Annotated in this window: 22 protein-coding genes; 6 read left to right on the top strand and 16 right to left on the bottom strand. The window is 72.3% G+C overall.

Annotated features, from left to right (window positions below; genetic code table 11):
- Positions 1-20: 20 nt before the first annotated feature.
- From ACZ67M_RS14000 to afsQ1, 5 genes are all read right to left on the bottom strand, one after another.
- Positions 21-224, bottom strand: a complete 204-nt coding sequence (locus tag ACZ67M_RS14000) for a PspC domain-containing protein (RefSeq protein WP_064729508.1) — start codon at positions 222-224, stop codon at positions 21-23.
- A 95-nt stretch (positions 225-319) separates the two neighbouring features.
- The gene (locus tag ACZ67M_RS13995; protein ID WP_361352515.1) at positions 320-871 is read right to left on the bottom strand and encodes a VanZ family protein; all 552 of its coding nucleotides are present in this window, start codon (positions 869-871) and stop codon (positions 320-322) included.
- A gap of 90 nt (positions 872-961) precedes the next feature.
- Positions 962-1,582: a hypothetical protein gene (locus ACZ67M_RS13990; RefSeq protein WP_392010186.1), complete on the bottom strand. Its 621-nt coding sequence runs from the start codon at positions 1,580-1,582 to the stop codon at positions 962-964.
- On the bottom strand, positions 1,582-3,201 hold the full coding sequence (locus ACZ67M_RS13985) for an ATP-binding protein (RefSeq protein WP_469851000.1): 1,620 nt from the start codon (positions 3,199-3,201) through the stop codon (positions 1,582-1,584). Before ACZ67M_RS13985 ends, ACZ67M_RS13990 begins: the two co-directional genes overlap by 1 nt.
- On the bottom strand, positions 3,198-3,875 hold the full coding sequence (gene afsQ1, locus ACZ67M_RS13980; protein WP_159394623.1) for a two-component system response regulator AfsQ1: 678 nt from the start codon (positions 3,873-3,875) through the stop codon (positions 3,198-3,200). Before afsQ1 ends, ACZ67M_RS13985 begins: the two co-directional genes overlap by 4 nt.
- Positions 3,876-4,093: 218 nt before the next feature.
- Between afsQ1 and ACZ67M_RS13975 the strand changes: the two genes are divergently transcribed.
- On the top strand, positions 4,094-4,837 hold the full coding sequence (locus ACZ67M_RS13975) for a SigE family RNA polymerase sigma factor (protein WP_161331908.1): 744 nt from the start codon (positions 4,094-4,096) through the stop codon (positions 4,835-4,837).
- Between the two features lie 253 nt (positions 4,838-5,090).
- Here ACZ67M_RS13975 and ACZ67M_RS13970 read toward each other — a convergent pair whose 3' ends face one another.
- On the bottom strand, positions 5,091-5,726 hold the full coding sequence (locus ACZ67M_RS13970; protein ID WP_385794755.1) for a uridine kinase: 636 nt from the start codon (positions 5,724-5,726) through the stop codon (positions 5,091-5,093).
- Between the two features lie 159 nt (positions 5,727-5,885).
- Here ACZ67M_RS13970 and ACZ67M_RS13965 point away from each other — a divergent pair, with 159 nt between their 5' ends.
- Positions 5,886-6,290, top strand: coding sequence for a hypothetical protein (locus ACZ67M_RS13965; RefSeq protein ID WP_361352507.1), 405 nt, complete (start codon positions 5,886-5,888; stop codon positions 6,288-6,290).
- Positions 6,291-6,375: 85 nt separating this feature from the next.
- Here ACZ67M_RS13965 and ACZ67M_RS13960 read toward each other — a convergent pair whose 3' ends face one another.
- Genes ACZ67M_RS13960 through deoC form a run of 3 tightly spaced genes read right to left on the bottom strand, consistent with a single transcriptional unit; the run spans position 6,376 to position 9,687 of the window.
- The gene (locus tag ACZ67M_RS13960; protein WP_469850998.1) at positions 6,376-7,269 is read right to left on the bottom strand and encodes an aldehyde dehydrogenase family protein; all 894 of its coding nucleotides are present in this window, start codon (positions 7,267-7,269) and stop codon (positions 6,376-6,378) included.
- Positions 7,262-8,698: an aldehyde dehydrogenase family protein gene (locus ACZ67M_RS13955; protein WP_122615921.1), complete on the bottom strand. Its 1,437-nt coding sequence runs from the start codon at positions 8,696-8,698 to the stop codon at positions 7,262-7,264. Before ACZ67M_RS13955 ends, ACZ67M_RS13960 begins: the two co-directional genes overlap by 8 nt.
- A 5-nt stretch (positions 8,699-8,703) precedes the next feature.
- A complete protein-coding gene (gene deoC, locus ACZ67M_RS13950; protein WP_469851347.1) occupies positions 8,704-9,687 on the bottom strand; it encodes a deoxyribose-phosphate aldolase in 984 nt (327 codons plus the stop codon).
- Between the two features lie 127 nt (positions 9,688-9,814).
- Here deoC and ACZ67M_RS13945 point away from each other — a divergent pair, with 127 nt between their 5' ends.
- Positions 9,815-10,492: a PH domain-containing protein gene (locus ACZ67M_RS13945; protein WP_469850996.1), complete on the top strand. Its 678-nt coding sequence runs from the start codon at positions 9,815-9,817 to the stop codon at positions 10,490-10,492.
- Between the two features lie 239 nt (positions 10,493-10,731).
- Here the strand turns inward: ACZ67M_RS13945 and ACZ67M_RS13940 are convergent, their stop codons facing one another.
- The 3 genes from ACZ67M_RS13940 to ACZ67M_RS13930 all read right to left on the bottom strand — a co-directional run bounded on the left by ACZ67M_RS13940 (position 10,732) and on the right by ACZ67M_RS13930 (position 14,139).
- The gene (locus ACZ67M_RS13940; RefSeq protein ID WP_361352492.1) at positions 10,732-12,366 is read right to left on the bottom strand and encodes a phospho-sugar mutase; all 1,635 of its coding nucleotides are present in this window, start codon (positions 12,364-12,366) and stop codon (positions 10,732-10,734) included.
- Between the two features lie 418 nt (positions 12,367-12,784).
- Positions 12,785-13,609 carry a purine-nucleoside phosphorylase gene (locus ACZ67M_RS13935; protein WP_064729520.1) on the bottom strand — a complete coding sequence of 275 codons (825 nt, stop codon included), beginning with the start codon at positions 13,607-13,609 and terminating at the stop codon, positions 12,785-12,787.
- Between the two features lie 92 nt (positions 13,610-13,701).
- Positions 13,702-14,139, bottom strand: coding sequence for a gamma-glutamylcyclotransferase family protein (locus tag ACZ67M_RS13930; protein ID WP_125495169.1), 438 nt, complete (start codon positions 14,137-14,139; stop codon positions 13,702-13,704).
- Between the two features lie 85 nt (positions 14,140-14,224).
- On the opposite strand from ACZ67M_RS13930, the gene ACZ67M_RS13925 reads away from it, so the two are divergent.
- Complete coding sequence (locus tag ACZ67M_RS13925) at positions 14,225-15,673, top strand: NAD(P)H-quinone dehydrogenase (RefSeq protein WP_361352486.1); 1,449 nt, start codon at positions 14,225-14,227, stop codon at positions 15,671-15,673.
- 178 nt (positions 15,674-15,851) lie between these two features.
- Positions 15,852-16,838, top strand: coding sequence for a DeoR/GlpR family DNA-binding transcription regulator (locus ACZ67M_RS13920; RefSeq protein ID WP_361352483.1), 987 nt, complete (start codon positions 15,852-15,854; stop codon positions 16,836-16,838).
- A 139-nt stretch (positions 16,839-16,977) separates the two neighbouring features.
- Here the strand turns inward: ACZ67M_RS13920 and ACZ67M_RS13915 are convergent, their stop codons facing one another.
- The gene (locus ACZ67M_RS13915; protein WP_361352480.1) at positions 16,978-18,750 is read right to left on the bottom strand and encodes an acetyl/propionyl/methylcrotonyl-CoA carboxylase subunit alpha; all 1,773 of its coding nucleotides are present in this window, start codon (positions 18,748-18,750) and stop codon (positions 16,978-16,980) included.
- A 373-nt stretch (positions 18,751-19,123) separates the two neighbouring features.
- Here ACZ67M_RS13915 and ACZ67M_RS13910 point away from each other — a divergent pair, with 373 nt between their 5' ends.
- The gene (locus ACZ67M_RS13910; RefSeq protein WP_361352477.1) at positions 19,124-19,606 is read left to right on the top strand and encodes a hypothetical protein; all 483 of its coding nucleotides are present in this window, start codon (positions 19,124-19,126) and stop codon (positions 19,604-19,606) included.
- Here the strand turns inward: ACZ67M_RS13910 and ACZ67M_RS13905 are convergent.
- The 3 genes from ACZ67M_RS13905 to ACZ67M_RS13895 form a co-directional block, all read right to left on the bottom strand.
- Positions 19,575-20,195 (bottom strand): nucleoside triphosphate pyrophosphatase, encoded by a 621-nt coding sequence (locus ACZ67M_RS13905; RefSeq protein WP_361352474.1) that lies wholly within the window; start codon positions 20,193-20,195, stop codon positions 19,575-19,577. The genes ACZ67M_RS13910 and ACZ67M_RS13905 overlap by 32 nt on opposite strands.
- A gap of 32 nt (positions 20,196-20,227) precedes the next feature.
- Positions 20,228-20,356: a morphogenic membrane protein MmpB gene (mmpB, locus tag ACZ67M_RS13900; RefSeq protein WP_392010205.1), complete on the bottom strand. Its 129-nt coding sequence runs from the start codon at positions 20,354-20,356 to the stop codon at positions 20,228-20,230.
- A 110-nt stretch (positions 20,357-20,466) separates the two neighbouring features.
- On the bottom strand, positions 20,467-20,673 hold the full coding sequence (locus ACZ67M_RS13895; protein WP_385794791.1) for an acyl-CoA carboxylase subunit epsilon: 207 nt from the start codon (positions 20,671-20,673) through the stop codon (positions 20,467-20,469).

The following is a 20,673-nucleotide window of genomic DNA, read 5'->3' as shown; positions in this document are numbered from 1 at the left end:
CCAGAGGGGAGGGGTGTGCGTCACCAGGCCGTGCGCGCCGCCTTCTCCTCGGAGGGGAGCAGCAGCCACAGGGCCAGGTACAGCAGGAACTGAGGGCCGGGCAGCAGGCAGGAGACCACGAAGATCACCCGCATCGTGGTGGTGGAGGTGCCGAAGCGCCGGGCCAGCGCGGCGCACACTCCGCCGATCATGCGGCCGTGGGTGGGGCGGGCGAGGCGGGACATCGCGGCTCCTTCGTGAGCGTGTGGGCGGGGCTGCCGTTCGGCTTCCCCTTCATCTGCCCTCCACGCTACGGAGACGAACGGAACAAAGCGTCGCTCTACGGGGCGATCCCGACCCTGGGAATCGTCGGGGTCCGACCCTGAGCGGGCTCCTCCCGGGGGACGTCCTCCCGGCCCTCCCGCCGGTACCTGCGGCGGAGCCGGGCGCGGCCCGCCGGGACGACGGCCAGGTGCACGAAAGCCACGCCCGCCGTGTTCAGCAGCAGCGAGTCGACGTCGACGACCTGCCCGGGCACCCCGGTCTGGAGCAGCTCGATGCCCAGCGACAGCAGGATGGCCGCGGCGGTGGTGCGCAGGAGCGAGGCCAGCGGCGAACCGGTCAGCCGCCCCCCGGCCATCGGCAGCAGTACGCCGAGCGGCGCCAGCAGGGCGAGCGCCCCGCCGAGCGAGCGGGCCGCCCCGGGCCAGCCCAGCGCCACGTCGGCGCGGATCCCGTCGAACGGGCGCAGGTTGGGCGGCAGTACCCAGGGGACGTCCAGCGGGCGCAGCGTGTACCAGGCGACGAACGCGAGATGTGCGACCAGGAGAACACTTCCTGTCACACGGATGCGGAGCGGGGCGCTGCCGCCGAGGAACCCATGACGCTGCACGCCCCCCTAGACGCGGCCGCCGCCACGCGCGGTTCCGGTCTCTCCCGCGCGAGGATGAGGCTTGCGCCACACGGCCCCCGCGCGGGGCGGTCAGCCGTCCTTGACCTCGGTGGCCGGCGGCTCGTTGCTGCCCGGCCGGGCCCGCACCTCGTCCGTGCAGGCGTAGCGTCGGGCGGGCCGGTCTCCGGGCCCGGCCAGGACGACCGAGCCGTCCCCCTCGGCCGCCGCCGAGTCGGAGAACGTGCAGACGACCTGGGCGAGGGCGTACGAGGTCAGGTCGTCGGGCGCGGTGCTCAGCCGCAGGGTGTCCTCGGGGTCGCCGGAGCGCGGGCCGGTCACGGTGATCCCGCGCCGGACGTCCGTCGTGTACCCGGCCTCCTTCTCGGCGGCCGACGGCGACGCCGCGAGCTGATCGAGCAGCCCCTGCGCCACCAGCACCCGGCGCCCCGAGTCGGACGCCCCGTCCGGCACCCGCACCGTGCGGTCCACCGCCACCAGCGACGAGCCGCACAGCAGGAACACCTGGGCCGGCACGCCGGTCGCGTCCTGCGCCGACACGTCCGGCTCGGCGAGCGAGCAGCGCACCCGCGACGGCGCCGGACCGTAGTCCGTGGGCACCTCCGTGGCGCGGATGCCGCACCCGGCGAGCAGTGCGGTCAGCGCGGCCAGCACCGCGAGCCCGGGCCGTGCCGGCAGGCGGCGTACGGTCATCAGACCTGTCCCTTCGCGTCCTTGCCCCTGCTCCCGTCGTCCGGGACGCCCCCGCTGCCGCCGTCGTCGCCGTCGCCGGCGTCCTCGTCCGTGGGCGGCGACGGGTCCTGCGGCAGCCGCAGGACGAACACCGCACCCCCCTCGGGCGAGTTCTCGGCGGTGATCCCACCGCCGTGGATGTGCGCGTTCTCCAGGGCGATCGACAGTCCGAGCCCGCTGCCCTCGGAGCGCGGCCGGGAGGCGCTCGCCTTGTAGAAGCGGTCGAAGACGTGCGGCAGGACGTCCTCGGGGATGCCGGGTCCGTGGTCCCGCACCCGGATGACGATCTCGTCGTCCGCCCGCGCCACCGACACCCGCACCGGCGAACCGCCGTGCTTGAGCGCGTTGCCGATCAGGTTGGCCAGGATCACGTCCAGCCGGCGCGGGTCGAGACGGGCGTGGATGCCCCGCTCGGCGTCCAGGTCGACGGCGTCCAGCCAGGCGCGGGCGTCGATGCAGGCGGTGATCTGGTCGGCGACGTCGACGTCGTCCAGGACCAGCCGGGCGGTGCCCGCGTCGAAGCGGGTGACCTCCATCAGGTTCTCCACCAGGTCGTTGAGGCGCCGGGTCTCGCTCACCACCAGCCGGACCGCGGGCTCGACCATCGGGTCGAAACTCCCGCCCTCGCCCTCGAACTCCAGCTCCTCCTCCAGGACCTCCGTCACGGCGGTGAGCGCCGTCAGCGGCGTACGCAGCTCGTGGCTCATGTCCGCGACGAAGCGGCGGGAGGCCTGCTCGCGGCCCGCCATGTCCGCGACCCGCTTCTCCAGGTTCTCGGCGGCGCTGTTGAACGTCCGCGACAGATCGGCCAGTTCGTCGGTGCCGGACACCCGCAGCCGGGTGTCCAGCCTGCCCTCGCCCAGGCGCCGCGCCGCGACCCCCAGCCGGTGCACCGGCTTGAGCACGGTCGTCGCCAGGGCCTGCGCGAGCAGCGCGGAGCCGAGCAGGGCGAGCGCGGTGGCGATCCCCAGCGACCAGGCCAGCGAGTTCAGGTCCTTGGCCTCCGGTTCCAGCGACTTGAGCATGTAGCCGGTCGGCCCGCCGCCGATCACCTTCGTGCCGGCCACCAGGTACGGGGTGTCGTCATCGGTGATCCGCTGCCAGTACAGGTGGTACGGGTGCTTGTTGGCGGAGGTGAGCTTCTGCTCCTTGTTCACCGCGGTGCGCAGCGACTCGGGCACGTCGGACAGCGCGAAGCCGTCCAGGCCGCCGGAACTGCCGTACACGGTGTCCCCGTCGGCGCCCTCGGCCACCAGCAGGACGCCGAACCGCTGGCTGCTGTTGGCCATCTGCCCGGCGGTGTGCTGCAACTCGTCCTGCGTGGGGTGCTCGGAGAGCGCGCCCGCCCGGTTCTGCATCTCCTGCTCGAAGTCGCGCAGCACGGCGTCCTGGGTGCGGGTGAGCACCGCCTCCCGGTTCAGCCAGTAGGCGATGCCGGACGCGGACACGGCGGCGGTCAGCGCGACCAGCCCGAAGACGAGGACCAGCCGCAGCCGCAGGCTGGTGAAGCGCAGCCAGGACCAGACTCCCTTGCGAGCCGCGGTCCAGCCGCGTGAACCCCCCTGGTGTTCCTCCGTCACTGAGGCGGATCCAGCCGGTAGCCGACACCCCGCACGGTACGGATCAGGGTCGGCGACGACGGTACGTCCTCGACCTTGGCGCGCAGCCGCTGCACGCAGGCGTCCACCAGCCGGGAGTCACCGAGGTAGTCGTGCTCCCACACCAGCCGCAGCAACTGCTGACGGGACAGCGCCTGCCCCGGCCGCCGGCTCAGCTCCAGGAGCAGCCGCAGCTCGGTCGGCGTCAGCTGGAGGTCCTCGCCGTTCTTCGTCACGGTCATCGCCGAACGGTCGATGACCAGGCCGCCGAAGCTCGCCGAATCGCTGGACTCCCGTTCCCCGCGCCGCAGCACGGCCCGGATCCGGGCGTCAAGGACCCGGCCCTGGACCGGTTTGACGACGTAGTCGTCGGCGCCCGACTCAAGACCCACGACCACGTCGATGTCGTCGTTGCGCGCGGTCAGCAGGATGATCGGCAGCTGGTCGGTGCGACGGATGCGACGGCACACCTCGAAGCCGTCGATGCCGGGCAGCATCACGTCCAGCACGATCAGGTCCGGCCGCTGTTCGCGCAGCAGCTTCAGACCGTCCTCACCGCTGGCAGCGGTGGCCACCCGGTGACCCTGGCGGCTCAGCGAGAGCTCCAGGGCCGTGCGGATGGCGTCGTCGTCCTCGATCAGCAACAGGGAAGGCACGGGCTCATTCTGGCCCATGGAGGGGCCGGTGTTCGACCTGTGGGTGCGGAAGCGGGCCAAGCGCGCCGCCGGACCCTGTGAAGGAACGGTGATCCAGCCGTGACGGACCCCTGTGACAGGTCTGTGACAGTCGACGGACACGGCCATGAAGTCGCGGCGGCAGGATTTTCGTCAGCACAGTGATCCGAACACCGGAAGTCCACGACGGGGGGCGCGAGATGAACACGCTGAAGGGCACCAGCACCAGCGCAGTGGTCACGCGTCTGCACGACGTGCACGGACACCGGGGTTCCGACAAGTCCGGTGCCGTGAGCGGGCGGGGGTGCGCTCGCGGCACCGGGCGTCAGCACACCGGGTACATGACGGTGGTCGACGCCCGACAGGGGGAGACGCACGGGGGAACCGCGTACGGGGAGGCAGAGGGGGAGCGCCGCTCCCTGTCGGAGGCGGAGTTCACCGCCTACGTCCAGGAGCGCCGCGCCTCCCTGTACGCCACCGCCTACCACCTGACCGGCGACCGCTTCGAGGCCGAGGACCTGCTGCAGAGCGCACTGTTCTCGACCTACCGGGCGTGGGACCGGATCAGTGACAAGGCGGCGGTCGGCGGCTACCTCCGCCGCACCATGACCAACCTGCACATCAGCGCCTGGCGGCGCCGCAAGCTCAACGAGTACCCGACCGAGGAACTGCCGGAGACGCCCGGCGACATGGACGCGATGCGCGGCACCGAGCTGCGCACCGTCCTGTGGCAGGCGCTCGCCCGGCTGCCCGAACTCCAGCGCACCATGCTGGTCCTGCGCTACTACGAGGGCCGCACGGACCCGGAGATCGCGGACATCCTCGACATCAGTGTCGGCACGGTGAAGTCCAGCATCTGGCGCTCCCTGCGCCGGCTGCGCGAGGACGAGGTCCTCAGCTTCGGCCGTGACCGGGAGGACGCCTTCGGCGAACTCGTCGCCTGAAGGCAGATGGGCCGGGGGGCCCACGGAAAAAAGTACGAGCCGGGGTGTATCAGGGGGAGGATGCCGGGCTCTTACTCACGGGGAAGCACCACGGGGGAGCGACGGGGGACCGCTCCGGGGGGACACGGGGGAACGGAACCACGGGGGTCACGGGGGAAACGGGGGACCCACGGGGGAGTGGGAAGAGAGCGGGACTGGAGGGCCGGGGGGTCCGTCCAGTCCCGCTCTTCCGTATGTCCGCGCGTGCGGGCGCCTACGCGGCCGTACGCGCCGTCGCGCACCGTCCGGCTGCGGCGTCCGCCAGCCGCCCCATCGCCTCGTCGCGGTCGCACGCGTAGGCGCCCAGCGCCGTCTGCCGGGCGATGACCGACCGCTCCTGCCGCATCAGCCGCCAGCCCCTGCGCAGCAGGAACGGCACGGACTTGCGCCCCTCGCGCAGATCCCGCGCGAAGCGGCGGCGGAAGGTGGTCACCGGCCCGCGGCTCAGGCACAGGGCGTCGGCCAGCACGCCCAGTTCCCGGCAGCGCGTCACCAGCTCGGCGGCGAAGATGCCCTCCGCGAGGAACAGCGGCGTCCGCCCGATGTCGACCGCTTCCGCGCCGGTGCGGGCGCTCAGCGAGAGGTCGTAGACCGGCACCCGGGTGCGGCCCGTGCGGCACAGCTCCGCGATGGCGGCGACGGCCGCGTCCGCGTCCCACGACCCGGGATGGTCCCAGTCGATGTCGGAGCTGTGGGGCACCGTCGGCAGCGTCGGGTCGGTCCCCTCCTTGTAGAAGTCGTCGAGGCGCAGCACCGGGAGGCCGGAGCGGGCCGCGAGGAGGGACTTGCCGGAGCCGGAGGGGCCGCAGAGCAGCACGACTCGGGTCGGTATGGGCGGATGGGAGCTCACGGGACACCAGTCTGAGGCATCCCCCGACCGCCGTACGACCCCGCGGGTGGACTTTGCAGTGCGCGTCACATCTCGGTTGCGTTCTGCGGTGACCTGATCGCGGTGTGCGCTGTTATCAGGGCAGTCCGTAGCAATCCACACCAAGAGGTGGCAGCAGCGATGGCCCGACACGCGTCCCCCCGCACCCCGCACGCACAGCGCGCCCTGGTCGCCCTCGCGACCGCCGGGGCCGCCCTGGCGGCAGGAGCGGCGACGGCTTCCGCGGACAGCGGTGAGACGATCGCCGGCCTGGCCCACACCCGCCCCACCTCGCTGGGCAACATCGACCCGCAGGCCGGGGCCCAGGCCCTGACCGGAACCGTCGGTTACGTCACCGGGCCGGTCTCCGACCTCAAGCCCAACCCGCTGGCCGGCACCGGCGTCGACCCGCTGGACAACGGCGTCGGCACGAAGGTCGCCGACTTCCAGCCGCTGACGTCCACGGCGCTGACCGGGCCGGTGGCCCAGGCCCAGTCCCTCGGCAGCATGCCGGTGCTGGGGCAGGCGACGGAACTGCTGCGCTGACGCACCCCGCACGCGAAGAGCCGCGCCTTCCCCGGACGGAGGGAGGGCGCGGCTCGCTCTCGGTGCGCGCGGTGCCGCGGCTGCTTCAGTACGACGACCCGGACGCGCCCAGCGCGCCCGTCGGGTGCCAGACCGTCTTCGTCTCCAGGAACGCCGTCATGCGGTCGGTGCCCGGTGCCGCGAACCAGTCCGCGTTGTCCACAGCCTGTGGACGCAGGACGCGCTTGAGGTTGTCCGCCGCCGCGATCTCCAGCTCCTTCGCCAGCGCCTCGTCGGCGCCCGCGAGGTCGATCGCGTTGACGTCCTGGTGCGCGGCGAGTGGGGTGGCGATCTCCGCCGTACGGCCGGAGAGGACGTTGACCACACCGCCGGGGAGGTCGGAGGTGGCCAGCACCTCGCCGAGGGAGAGGGCGGGGAGCGGGGACTTCTCGCTCGCGATCACGACCGCGGTGTTGCCCGTCGCGATGACCGGGGCGACGACCGAGACCAGGCCCAGGAACGACGACTCCTGCGGGGCCAGGACGGCGACGACGCCGGTCGGCTCCGGCGAGGACAGGTTGAAGAACGGGCCCGCGACCGGGTTGCCGCCGCCGACCACCTGGGCGATCTTGTCGGTCCAGCCCGCGTACCAGACCCAGCGGTCGATCGCCGCGTCCACCTGCGCCGCCGCCTTCGACTTCGACAGGCCCTCGGCGCCGGCGACCTCCGCGACGTACTGCTCGCGGCGGCCCTCCAGCATCTCGGCGACGCGGTAGAGGATCTGGCCGCGGTTGTACGCCGTCGCGCCGGACCAGCCGCCGAACGCCTTGCGCGCGGCGACCACCGCGTCACGGGCGTCCTTGCGGGAGGAGAGCGGGGCGTGCGCCAGCCACTTGCCCTTTGCGTCGGTCACCTCGTACACCCGGCCGCTCTCGGAACGCGGGAACTTCCCGCCGACGTACAGCTTGTAGGTCTTCAGCACATTGAGTCGCTCAGACATCGAGGTACGCCTCCAGGCCGTGGCGGCCGCCCTCGCGGCCGAAGCCCGACTCCTTGTAGCCGCCGAACGGCGACGTCGGGTCGAACTTGTTGAACGTGTTGGACCAGATCACACCCGCGCGGAGCTTGTTCGCGACCGCCAGGATGCGCGAGCCCTTCTCCGTCCAGATGCCCGCGGACAGGCCGTACGGCGTGTTGTTGGCCTTGGCGACCGCCTCGTCCGGGGTGCGGAACGTGAGGACCGACAGGACCGGGCCGAAGATCTCGTCGCGGGCGACGGTGTGCGCCTGGGTGACGTTGGTGAAGAGCGTCGGCGCGAACCAGTAGCCGGAGGACGGCAGCTCGCAGGCCGGGGACCAGCGCTCGGCGCCCTCCGCCTCGCCCTGGTCCGCCAGCGCGGTGATCCGGGCCAGCTGCTCGGCGGAGTTGATCGCACCGATGTCGGTGTTCTTGTCCAGCGGGTCGCCCAGGCGCAGGGTGGCCAGACGGCGCTTGAGGGAGTCGAGCAGCTCGTCGTGGATCGACTCCTGGACCAGCAGGCGGGAACCCGCGCAGCAGACCTGGCCCTGGTTGAAGAAGATGCCGCTGACGATGCCCTCGACGGCCTGGTCGATCGGGGCGTCGTCGAAGACGATGTTGGCGCCCTTGCCGCCCAGTTCGAGGGTGAGCTTCTTGCGGGTGCCCGCGACCGTGCGCGCGATCTCCTTGCCGACGGCCGTGGAGCCGGTGAAGGCGACCTTGTTCACGTCGGGGTGCGCGATCAGCGCGGCGCCGGCGCGGCCGTCGCCGGTGACGATGTTGACGACGCCCCGGGGCAGGCCCGCCTGACGGCAGATGTCCGCGAAGAACAGGGCGGAGAGCGGGGTCGTCTCGGCGGGCTTGAGGACGACCGTGTTGCCGGTCGCCAGGGCCGGGGCGATCTTCCACGCCAGCATCAGGAGCGGGAAGTTCCAGGGGATGACCTGGCCCGCGACGCCCAGCGGGCGCGGGTTCGCGCCGTAGCCGGCGTGGTCGAGCTTGTCGGCCCAGCCCGCGTAGTAGAAGAAGTGCGCGGCGACCAGGGGGAGGTCCGCGTCGCGCGTCTCCCTGATCGGCTTGCCGTTGTCCAGGGTCTCCAGGACGGCCAGCTCGCGGCTGCGCTCCTGGATGATCCGGGCGATGCGGAACAGGTACTTCGCGCGCTCGGCGCCGGGGAGCGCCGACCACTTCTCGAAGGCCTTGCGGGCGGCCTTGACGGCCCGGTCCACGTCCGCCTCGCCGGCCTCGGCGACCTCGGAGAGGACCTCCTCGGTCGAGGGGGAGACCGTCTTGAAGACCTTGCCGTCGGCGGCCTCGGTGAACTCGCCGTCGATGAACAGGCCGTACGACGGCGCGATGTCGACGACCGCGCGCGACTCCGGCGCCGGTGCGTACTCGAAAACAGGTGCCATGGTGATCAGTCCACCGTCACGTAGTCGGGGCCGGAGTAGCGGCCGGTGGCCAGCTTCTGGCGCTGCATCAGCAGGTCGTTGAGCAGCGAGGAGGCGCCGAAGCGGAACCAGTGGTTGTCCAGCCAGTCCTCGCCCGCGGTCTCGTTGACCAGGACCAGGAACTTGATCGCGTCCTTGGCGGTGCGGATGCCGCCGGCCGGCTTCACGCCGACCTGGACGCCGGTCTGCGCGCGGAAGTCGCGGACCGCCTCCAGCATCAGGAGGGTGTTGGAGGGCGTGGCGTTGACCGCGACCTTGCCGGTCGAGGTCTTGATGAAGTCCGCCCCGGCCAGCATGCCGAGCCAGCTGGCGCGCCGGATGTTGTCGTACGTCGCCAGCTCGCCGGTCTCGAAGATGACCTTGAGGCGGGCGGAGGTCCCGCAGGCCTCCCGCACGGCGGTGATCTCGTCGTACACCTTCATGTAGTGCCCCGCGAGGAAGGCCCCGCGGTCGATGACCATGTCGACCTCGTCCGCGCCCGCCTCCACGGCCTCGCGCACGTCGGCCAGCTTGACGGCCAGCGAGGCGCGGCCCGCCGGGAACGCGGTGGCGACCGAGGCGACCTTCACGTCCGACCCGGCGACGGCCGCCTTCGCGGCGGGCACCATGTCGGGATAGACGCAGACGGCCGCCGTGGCGGGGGCCGTGCGGTCGGTCGGGTCGGGGCGGACCGCCTTCGCGCCGAGCGCCCGGACCTTGCCGGGGGTGTCCGCGCCTTCCAGCGTCGTCAGGTCGACCATCGAGATGGCGAGGTCGAGGGCGTACGCCTTCGCGGTGGTCTTGATGGAACGGGTGCCGAGCGAGGCGGCGCGCGCCTCCAGGCCGACCGTGTCGACGCCGGGCAGTCCGTGGAGGAAGCGGCGCAGCGTGCTGTCGGACGCGGTGACGTCGGCGAGTCCGTGTGCGGATGCCGCGGGTGCGGCGGATGCGGCGGGTGCAGTGGTGGGCATGGTCACCAGGCGAGCATATCTACGCGCGTAGCGGCTGTACAGTCCCGGGCGCTCATTCGTCCTGACGGCATCGCCCATGAGCGTCCCGGCGGCCGTGGGTGACAACCGGTCGTGCACAATCGGCAGCATGACGACCCCGGATCCCCAGTCCTCCTCGCCGCAGCCGCCGGTGCCCGCGTCCAAGGACCGCGTCTACCGCTCGCCCGCGGGCATCGCCGGTGGCGTGCTGCTGCTCGCGCTCGCCCTGTGGCTCGGTATCGACGCCGTCGTCGCGGGCGAGGGGCGCACTCCGTGGATGGCCGCGGCGGCGCTGCTCTTCCTGGTGCCGCTGATCGCCGCCTACACGGTGCGGCCCGCCGTCTTCGCCGGCGACGACCGGATGCGGGTGCGCAATCCCTTCCGCGTGATCGTGCTGCCCTGGGCGCAGGTCGAGTCGTTCCGGTCCGCCTACTCCAACGAGGTCTTCAGCGAGGCCGGCGACAAGTTCCAGCTGTGGGCCCTCCCGGTCTCGCTGCGCGGGCGCAAGAAGGCGGCGCGGCAGGAGTCCCGGCGGGCCGCCGGGGGTGGCCGGGGGCGGGGCGGTCTGCTCGGCGGCGGCCGGGGGGCCGGTTCCGGCGGGGCCGTGGACGAGGGTCCGGTGCGGGCCGAGGCCGACAAGGTCATGGACGAGCTGCGGGAGCTGTGGGAGGCGCGGAAGGACGCCGAGACCTCGCGGGGTGAGGTGGCTGTGCGGTGGGCCTGGGAGGTTGTGGTGCCGGTGGTGGTGGGGGTTGTGGGGTTGGCGGTGTTGCTGGGGGCGGGGTGACGGGGTGACTGGGTGACTCTGGGGGGTCGGGTTGCCGGGTGGCCGGTTCGGTGGGGTGGCCGGGTGGCTGGGTCGGCGGGTGGTTGGTTCGCCGAGTGGCAGGGTCGCCGGGAAGTCAGGTGGCCGGGAGGTCGGTTCGCCGGTGGCCCGGTGGCCCGGTGGCCCGGTGGCCCGGTGGCCCGGTGGCCCGGTGGGCTGGAGGCCGGCCGGGGGGTGCGTCGTCGCACCCCCCGGGTGGGTCAGATGCCCGCCGCTGCCGAGAGGTCGCGCTTGAGTGTCGTCAGCAGGTCCGTCGCCTTCGCGCGGGCCGCGGGGAGGCCGGCGTGCTCGCCGACCGGGACGACCACCTCCAGGTAGCACTTCAGCTTCGGCTCCGTGCCGCTGGGGCGGACGATGACCCGTGCGCCGTCCAGGGTGTAGCGCAGGCCGTCCGTGGGCGGGAGCTTGGCCGTGCCCCGGGTGAGGTCCTCGGCGTCCGTGACCGGCAGGCCCGCGAGGTGGGTCGGGGGCTGCCGGCGCAGCCGGTCCATCGCGGCCGAGATGAGGGACAGGTCCTCCACGCGGACCGAGAGCTGGTCGGTGGCGTGCAGGCCGTGCTCCACGGCCAGGTCGTCGAGGAGGTCGAGGAGGGTGCGGCCCTCCTCCTTCAGGGTGGAGGCCAGCTCCGTGATCAGGAGCGCGGCGGTGATGCCGTCCTTGTCGCGGACGCCCTCCGGGTCCACGCAGTAGCCGAGGGCCTCCTCGTAGCCGTAGCGGATGCCGTCGACGCGCGCGATCCACTTGAAGCCGGTGAGGGTCTCGACGTGCGGGCGGTCCGCCTTCTCGGCGATGCGGCCGAGGAGGGACGACGACACGATCGACTCCGCGAACGTGCCCTGCGCGCCGCGGGTGACCAGGTGGGCGGCGAGGAGGGCGCCGACCTCGTCGCCGCGGAGCATGCGCCAGTCGTCCGTGGCGTCCTGCACCGCCACCGCGAGGCGGTCGGCGTCCGGGTCGTTGGCGATGATCAGGTCGGGGGCCGTCTCGCGGGCCCTCGCGAAGGCGAGGTCCATCGCGCCGGGCTCCTCCGGGTTGGGGAAGGCGACGGTGGGGAAGTCCGGGTCGGGGTCCGCCTGCTCGGTGACGAGGGCGGGGGTGGGGAAGCCGGCCCGGGCGAAGGCGGCGAGGAGGGTGTCCTTGCCGACGCCGTGCATCGCGGTGTAGACGGTGCGGGCCGTGCGGGGGGAGTCGGGGGAGAGGACCGCGTCCGTGCGGGCGAGGTAGGCGTCGAGGACGTCGTCGCCGAGGGTCTGCCAGCCGGTGGTGGGGCGGGGGACGTCGTGCAGGGAGGCCACGGCGTCGATCTCCGCGGCGATGCCGGCGTCCGCGGGGGGCACGATCTGGGAGCCGTCGCCCAGGTACACCTTGTAGCCGTTGTCGCGGGGCGGGTTGTGGCTGGCCGTGACCTCCACGCCGGCGACCGCGCCGAGGTGGCGGATGGCGAAGGCCAGCACGGGGGTGGGGAGGGGGCGGGGGAGTACGGCCGCCCTGAGGCCGGCGCCGGTCATGACGGCGGCGGTGTCGCGGGCGAAGTCCTCGGACTTGTGGCGGGCGTCGTAGCCGATGACCACCAGGCCGTCGGTGTGGCCCTGGCTCCTGAGGTACGCGGCGAGGCCCGCCGCGGCGCGGATGACCACGGAGCGGTTCATGCGCATCGGGCCGGCGCCTAGCTCGCCGCGGAGGCCGGCGGTGCCGAACTGGAGGGTGCCGGAGAAGCGTGCGGTGAGCTCTGCGTGGTCCTCGGCGTCGATGAGCTTGGCGAGTTCGGCGCGGGTGTCCGCGTCGGGGTCCTCGGCCAGCCATGCCTTGGCCCGTGCGAGGAGGTCGTCTTGCACGTCGGGTCAGCCTCTCGTGTGTCGGTTGTTCCGTGGGTGGGATGCCTGCGGCGGCCTGTGCGGGTTCGGTGGGGGTGCGCGTAGCGCGGTGCGTTGTGCTGTGGGTCGGGGGCGCGCCGGGGGGTGTCCGTCCTCGGAACGGCGCGGAATCGGTACCTCAGGATGCGTGGTTCGTTGACGCGCCAACCGCTGCGGGCGGACACCCCCCGGCACACCCCCTTCTCGCCGTACGCGGCTCTCCGCCGTCCCAGCTGCCCGGCCTCGCTCCCGTCACCGCGGGCACATGTGCCGCCTGGGGCGGCACGGGTGGGCGCGGGCGGCACCCGGCAGGCGCCGGGTCGCGTCACCCACCCCCGGCGCCCACACCCACGCCGGGAGTACGTGAACGCCGGGGCGCGGGGCTGCCCCCGGCGTCGGGTTACAGCCGGCCCAGGACCTGGGTCAGGAGCGCGCCCATCCGGGTGGCGGAGTCGCGGCCTGCCTGGAGGACCTCCTCGTGGTTGAGGGGCTCGCCCGTCATGCCCGCGGCGAGGTTGGTCACCAGGGAGATGCCCAGGACCTCCGCGCCGGCCTCGCGGGCCGCGATCGCCTCCAGGACCGTCGACATGCCCACCAGGTCGGCCCCGATGACGCGGGCCATGCGGATCTCGGCCGGGGTCTCGTAGTGCGGGCCGGGGAACTGGGCGTAGACGCCCTCCTCCAGCGTGGGGTCGACCTCCTTGCACAGGGCCCGCAGGCGGGGGGAGTAGAGGTCGGTGAGGTCGACGAAATTGGCGCCGATGATGGGGGAGGTGGCCGTGAGGTTGATGTGGTCGCTGATCAGGACCGGCTGGCCGGGGCGCATGCCCTCGCGCAGGCCGCCGCAGCCGTTGGTCAGGATGATCGTCTTGGCGCCGGCCGCCACCGCGGTGCGGACGCCGTGGGAGACGGCGGCGACGCCGTGGCCCTCGTAGTAGTGGGTGCGGCCCAGGAAGACCAGTGCGCGCTTGTCGCCGATCGAGTACGAGCGGACTTTGCCGCCGTGACCCTCCACCGCGGGCTTGGGGAAGCCCGGCAGGTCGGTGACCTGGAGATCGGCCTCGGGGGCGCCCAGGGCGTCCACGGCCGGTGCCCAGCCGGAGCCCATCACGAGGGCGACGTCGTGGGTCTCGGCGCCGGTGAGTTCGCGCAGGCGGGCCGCGGCGGCGTCGGCGGCGGCGTAGGGGTCGCCCTGGATGTCGTCCGGAAGAAGAGATGCGTTCACGCCGAAGAGGGTATCCGGTTTCCGCCTACGCGCGTAGATGACAGAGGTCACGGGATGGTGATTGTTGGGTTGGAGGATCCGACAGGAAGGCGTCAGCAGGGGCGCTTGCGGAGTTCCATCACGTAGTCGTGGGGGGCGCCGGCCGATTCGGCCGCGTCCGCGACCTCGCCCAGGTAGCGGGCGGAGGGCAGGCCGCCCTCGTAGGCGTTCAGGACGTACGTCCAGGCCTTCTCCTCGCCCTCCAGGGTGTGGACGCGCACCCGGGTGCGGCGGTAGATGTCCAGACCCACGCCCTCCCACCGGTCGAGCGAGTCCTCGTCCATCGGGGCGACGTCGTAGAGCGCCACGAAGACCTGCGAGATCGGGTCCTCGACCAGGGTCGCCAGCGCGCCCTCCCAGCCCATGTGCTCGCCCCCGAAGGTCAGCCGCCACCCGTTCAGCCAGCCGGTCGCGCGCAGCGGCGAGTGGGGAGCGCGGCGGGTCATGAGCCGCGCGTCGAGGTTGCCGGCATAAGCGGCGTAGAGCGACATGGGGGAAGCGTACGACAGGCGTCACGCGCATCACGTTCGTAACGGTGGTGCCCCCGGGCAGCCGCCCGTTGAAGGGTGCGGGACAATGGAGTACGTGACTCGGATCGTGATCATTGGCGGCGGACCCGGCGGATACGAAGCGGCGCTGGTGGCCGCGCAACTCGGCGCGGAGGTGACCGTCGTCGACTGCGACGGTCTGGGCGGGGCGTCGGTGCTGACCGACTGCGTGCCGTCCAAGACCCTCATCGCCACGGCCGAGGTGATGACCACCTTCGACTCCTCCTACGAGGAGCTGGGGATCATCGTCGCCGACGACACCCCGCCCATGGAGCAGGCCGCCCGGGTCGTGGGCGTCGACCTCGGGAAGGTCAACCGACGGGTCAAGCGGCTCGCGCTCGCCCAGTCGCACGACATCACCGCCTCCGTGACGCGGGCCGGCGCGCGGGTCATGCGGGGGCGTGGGCGGCTGGAGGGCATGCAGGCGCTCGACGGGTCCCGGAAGGTGATCGTGCGCGCCGCCGACGGGAGCGAGGAGACGCTCACCGCGGACGCCGTGCTGATCGCCACCGGCGGGCACCCGCGCGAGCTGCCGGACGCGCGGCCCGACGGGGAGCGCATCCTGAACTGGACCCAGGTGTACGACCTGGACGAGTTGCCGGAAGAGCTGATCGTCGTCGGGTCCGGTGTCACCGGTGCCGAGTTCGCCGGCGCCTACCAGGCGCTCGGGTCGCGGGTCACCCTCGTGTCGTCGCGGGACCGGGTGCTGCCCGGTGAGGACCCCGACGCCGCCGCCGTGCTCGAGGACGTCTTCCGGCGGCGCGGCATGAACGTCATGTCGCGGTCCCGGGCCCAGTCCGCCAAACGGGTGGGGGACCGGGTGGAGGTCACGCTCGCCGACGGACGGGTCATCACCGGGTCGCACTGTCTGGTGGCCGTCGGCGCCATCCCCAACACCGACGGGATGGGTCTCGAGGAGGCCGGGGTCAAGCTCAAGGACTCCGGGCACATCCGCACCGACCGCGTGTCGCGCACCTCGGCCCCCGGTGTGTACGCCGCCGGTGACGTCACCGGTGTCTTCGCGCTGGCTTCGGTGGCGGCGATGCAGGGGCGCATCGCCATGTACCACTTCCTCGGGGACGCGGTCACCCCGCTGAACCTCAAGACCGTCTCCGCCAACGTCTTCACCGACCCCGAGATCGCCACCGTCGGCTACTCCCAGGCCGACGTCGACGCCGGCAAGATCGACGCCCGTGTGGTGAAGCTGCCGCTGCTGCGCAACCCGCGCGCCAAGATGCAGGGCATCCGGGACGGCTTCGTCAAGATCTTCTGCCGGCCCGGCACCGAGATCGTGGTCGGCGGGGTCGTGGTGGCGCCGCGTGCCTCGGAGCTCATTCACCCGATCTCGATCGCCGTCGACAACAACCTGACGGTCGAGCAGATCGCCAACGCCTTCACCGTGTACCCGTCGCTCTCGGGCTCGATCGCGGAGGTCGCCCGGCAGTTGCACACGCGCAAGGCGGGCGGCGAAGGCTAGCGGCCGGGGCGCGGCTGGAATCGACTCCCCGCTGGTCACGGGGAGTTGTGGCGCTTGCGGGTGGCATAGGCGGGCAGAGTAGGCGCTTATACCACTTCTGGTACTGCCCTGCGAACAACTTCTGTTATTCGGCGCATACTGCTGAAAGCAGACGGTCGTTGGGGTTACTGTCAGTTTCGTGTTCGCTGCAGAACGTCGCCAATTGATCCTCGAAATGGTGCGCGCGAACGGGGCCGTGTCGCTCCGTGAGCTCGCCCGCGTCGTCCAGACCTCCGAAGTGACCGTACGGCGGGACGTGCGCGCACTGGAGGCAGAAGGACTCCTCGACCGCCGGCACGGCGGTGCGGTACTGCCGGGCGGGTTCACGCGAGAGTCCGGCTTCCCGCAGAAGTCCCATCTCGCGACCGCCGAGAAGACGGCCATCGCCGATCTCGCCGCGGGCTTCGTCGAAGAGGGCGAGGCCATCGTGGTGGGTGCCGGGACGACCACGCAGGAGCTGGCCCGCCGGCTCGCGCGGGTGCCCGGGCTGACCGTCGTCACCAACTCGCTGCTGGTGGCCCAGGCCCTCGCGCATGCCAACCGGGTCGAGGTCGTGATGACCGGCGGCACGCTCCGCGGGTCCAACTACGCCCTGGTCGGGTCGGGTGCCGAGCAGTCCCTGCAAGGGCTGCGGGTGTCCAAGGCCTTTCTGTCCGGGAGCGGGCTGACCGCCGAGCGGGGGCTGTCCACGTCCAACATGCTGTCGGCGTCCGTCGACCGCGCGCTGGTGCAGGCCGCCGCCGAGGTCGTCGTCCTCGCCGACCACTCCAAACTGGGCACGGACACCATGTTCCAGACCGTGCCCACCGACCTCATCACCCGCCTGGTCACCGACGAGGCGCCGGCCCACGACGACCGTGCCGCCACCGAGTTGCAGGCCCTTGCCGACCAAGGGGTGCAGATCGCCGTGGCGGGGGCGTCCGGCGGTGCGGCGTCCGGCCCGGGGGGCACCGGGGCCCCGGGGGGTGATGCCGTCCCGGCGCGTCAGCAGCGCCGCGACGTGCCGCTTCCGGGGCCGCGCCGACAGGTTCCGGGCGCGGCGGCGGGGCTGCGCTCGGCGACCGCCCTGGGTGAACAGCCGGCCGGGCCGGAGCGGGCGCGCGTCGCCGACATGCGCCGACGCTAGCCGTCGTACGGTCCCGGCGGCGGTCGTACCGCCCCGGCAGCCGTCGTAGGTCCCGGTCGCGCCCCCGAGAACGGCGGGGGCGCCCGGCGGGACCGTTGGTTCGGTCCGCCGGGCGCCCCGGATGCTTGCCGCGGGTGCCTCAGTCCTTGATCTCGCAGATCGCCGCGCCGGAGGTCACGGAGGCTCCGATCTCGGCGCCCAGGCCCTTGATGGTGCCGGACTTGTGGGCGTTGAGGGGCTGCTCCATCTTCATCGCCTCGAGAACGACGATCAGGTCGCCCTCCTGGACCTCCTGGCCCTCCTCGACGGCGATCTTGACGATGGTGCCCTGCATCGGCGAGGCGAGGGTGTCGCCGGAGGCCGCGGGGCCGGACTTCTTCGCCGCGCGGCGCTTGGGCCGGGCGCCGGCCGCCAGTCCGGTGCGGGCCAGGGACATGCCCAGGCTGGAGGGCAGGGAGACCTCCAGGCGCTTGCCGCCGACCTCGACGACGACCGTCTCGCGGCCCGACTCCTCGTCCGCCTCGGTGTCGGCGGGCGCGTTGAAGGGCTTGATGTCGTTGACGAACTCCGTCTCGATCCACCGGGTGTGGACCGTGAAGGGGTCGCTGGAGCCGGTCAGCTCCGGTGCGAACGCCGCGTCACGCACGACCGTGCGGTGGAACGGGATGGCCGTGGCCATGCCCTCCACGGTGAACTCGTCCAGGGCGCGGGCGGCGCGCTGGAGGGCCTCCTTGCGGGTACGGCCGGTGACGATCAGCTTGGCCAGCAGGGAGTCCCACGCCGGGCCGATCACGCTGCCGGACTCGACGCCGGCGTCGAGGCGGACACCGGGGCCGGTGGGCGCGTCGAAGAGGGTGACGGTGCCGGGGGCGGGCAGGAAGCCGCGGCCCGGGTCCTCTCCGTTGATGCGGAACTCGAAGGAGTGGCCGCGCAGCTCCGGGTCGTCGTAGCCGAGCTTCTCGCCGTCGGCGATGCGGAACATCTCGCGGACCAGGTCGATGCCGGCGACCTCCTCGGTGACCGGGTGCTCGACCTGGAGGCGGGTGTTGACCTCCAGGAAGGAGATCGTGCCGTCCATGCCGACGAGGAACTCCACGGTCCCGGCGCCGACGTAGCCGGCCTCCTTCAGGATCGCCTTGGAGGACGAGTACAGCTCGTCCATCTGCGCCTGCGACAGGAACGGGGCGGGGGCTTCCTCGACCAGCTTCTGGTGGCGGCGCTGTAGCGAGCAGTCACGGGTGGAGACGACGACCACGTTGCCGTGCTGGTCGGCCAGGCACTGGGTCTCCACGTGGCGGGGCTTGTCGAGGTAGCGCTCGACGAAGCACTCGCCGCGGCCGAACGCGGCCACCGCCTCACGGACGGCGGACTCGTACAGCTCGGGGACCTCGTCCAGGGTGCGGGCGACCTTCAGGCCGCGTCCGCCGCCGCCGAAGGCCGCCTTGATCGCGATCGGCAGGCCGTGCTCCTCGGCGAACGCGACGACCTCGTCCGCGCCGGAGACCGGGTCGGGGGTGCCCGCGACCAGCGGGGCGCCCGCGCGCTGCGCGATGTGCCGGGCCGCGACCTTGTCGCCCAGGTCACGGATGGCGTGCGGGGGCGGTCCGATCCAGATCAGATCCGCGTCCAGGACCGCCTGGGCGAACTCGGCGTTCTCGGAAAGGAATCCGTAGCCGGGGTGGATGGCGTCCGCGCCCGACTCCCGCGCGGCCTTGAGGACCTTGTCGATGTCCAGATAGCTGGTGCCGGGGGTGTCACCACCCAGGGCGAACGCCTCATCAGCGGCACGGACGTGCAGAGCGTCCCGGTCCGGGTCCGCGTAGACGGCCACGCTCGCGATCCCCGCGTCCCGGCAGGCCCGGGCCACACGGACAGCGATTTCGCCACGATTGGCGATGAGCACCTTGCGCACGATTGAGGCTCCCTCCTTGAAACAAGCCGATTTTAGGGACTGCCGACACGGCACTTCGACCCGTCCCCAATGGTGAGCTTGCCCACACGGAGCGTGATTCGAGGCTCGCCCGACCCGCGAAAGCCCTTGTAGTACCGCGCTACGCAGGACTCATGGGGGAAACCCTAGCTCTCCCATGTGGTCAAGGTCTCTGTAAGGGCGTGCTGCGGGCCACTCCGTTTCTTTGTGGAGTCCCTACTAATGGCCCAATGATTCTTTGCTCGCGGCAGACCCCTTGTCGCGAGGTTTACCCGTTAGTAGCGTTCTGGTGTCTCGAACGTACTTGGGGTAACAGCTGTCCCGTGCGGCAGCGGTCGAAAGTGGGTGGGGACCGGTGTCAGTACGCAGGCCGGTGGCGTGGACCGTGACGATCGTGCTCTTCCTGGAGGCGGTCGGCGTCGCGGCGCTGAACTGGTTCCTGGGGATCGTGGTCGACCGGCAGGACATGTCCCTGGCCGGTCTCGATCCGGACGCGATGTCCGTGTCGTCGAAGATCGGCGGAGTGGTCTTCGGGCTCTACTTCGCACTGTGCGGGCTGGTCGCCCTGCTGGTGGCGCTCCGCGACCGCGCGCCGGCCGGGCTCGGCAGGGTCCTGCTGATCAGCGCGGCCGTGGTGCACGGGCTGCTCGGGGCCTTCACCTGGGGACTGGTGGGCCCCGGCGCCTTCGTCTTCATGATCGTCGTACTCGGTCTCATCGTGCTGCTGCTGATGACCTACGACGCCCACGAGCGGCCCGCGCCCGCGGCGCGCCCCGAGGACGGCGCGGGCGACGACGGTACGCCGGTCAGCCCGCCGCCGGCGCCCACAACTCCGTGATGCCGGTGCCCAGCTCGGCGAGCAGCCGCCGCAGCAGGGGCAGGCTGAGGCCGATCACGTTGCCGTGGTCCCCGTCGATGCCGTCGATGAACGGGGCCGAGCGGCCGTCCAGGGTGAACGCCCCGGCGACGTACAGCGGCTCTCCGGAGGCCACGTAGGCCGCGATCTCCTCGTCGGTCGGCTCGCCGAAGCGGACGACGGTGGATGCGGTGGCCGAGACGTGGCGGCCGGACGCGGTGTCCCAGACGCAGTGGCCGGTCTGAAGGGTGCCCGCCCGGCCGCGCATCGCCTTCCAGCGGGCGGTCGCCTCCTCGGCGTCCGCCGGCTTGCCGAGGGCTTGGCCGTCCAGGTCGAGCACCGAGTCGCAGCCGATCACCAGGGCACCGTGCACCTCGGGCTTGGCGGCCACGACGGAGGCCTTGGCCTCGGCCAGGGCGAGGGCCAGTTCGGCGGGGGTGGGAGCGGTGACGGCGTCCTCGTCGACCCCGCTCACGAGCACCTCGGGGGCCAGGCCGGCCTGGCGGAGCAGACCCAGCCGGGCCGGGGACTGGGAGGCGAGGACGAGTCGCCTGCGGCGCTGAGCAGTCATGCGGTCAGGTTAGCCACAAGGGTGGGGCCGGTTCATCCCAGCCCGAGCACGATCATCGCCAGCACCATGGCCATGGCCAGGAGAACGCTCAGCCGTCGCAGCATGTGCTGCATGGCGCGGAGTTCTTCGGGCGGCTCGTTCTTGGGGTCGGACCACAGCATGGCACCAGCGTGCGGCTTCGGGAGGGGGCGGCGCTTGAGTACGGGTACCTAGATCGGGGCGCGGGGTTCCGCTGCCGTGCGCGGTTCCTCGCGCCCCTGGGCGTTGGCCCTCAGGCCGGCCAGTAGGTGCGGCCCCATGTCGCCGGGCCCGGCTGGGGCAGCCGGTGGGCGGCGATGCGGGCGGGGTCGGACCACGCGTCCCTGCTGCGTGGCGTGCCCGTGGGCTCGGATTCCGCCGCCGCCGCGCGGGCCCTGACCACCGTCAGGGCCGCGGCCAGTTCCTCCGGGGTCGGGTTGCCCCGTACGACCTTGATCAC

The organism is Streptomyces sp. NPDC107500, from assembly GCF_055582785.1.
This window is presented reverse-complemented; position numbering and strand designations above follow the sequence as displayed.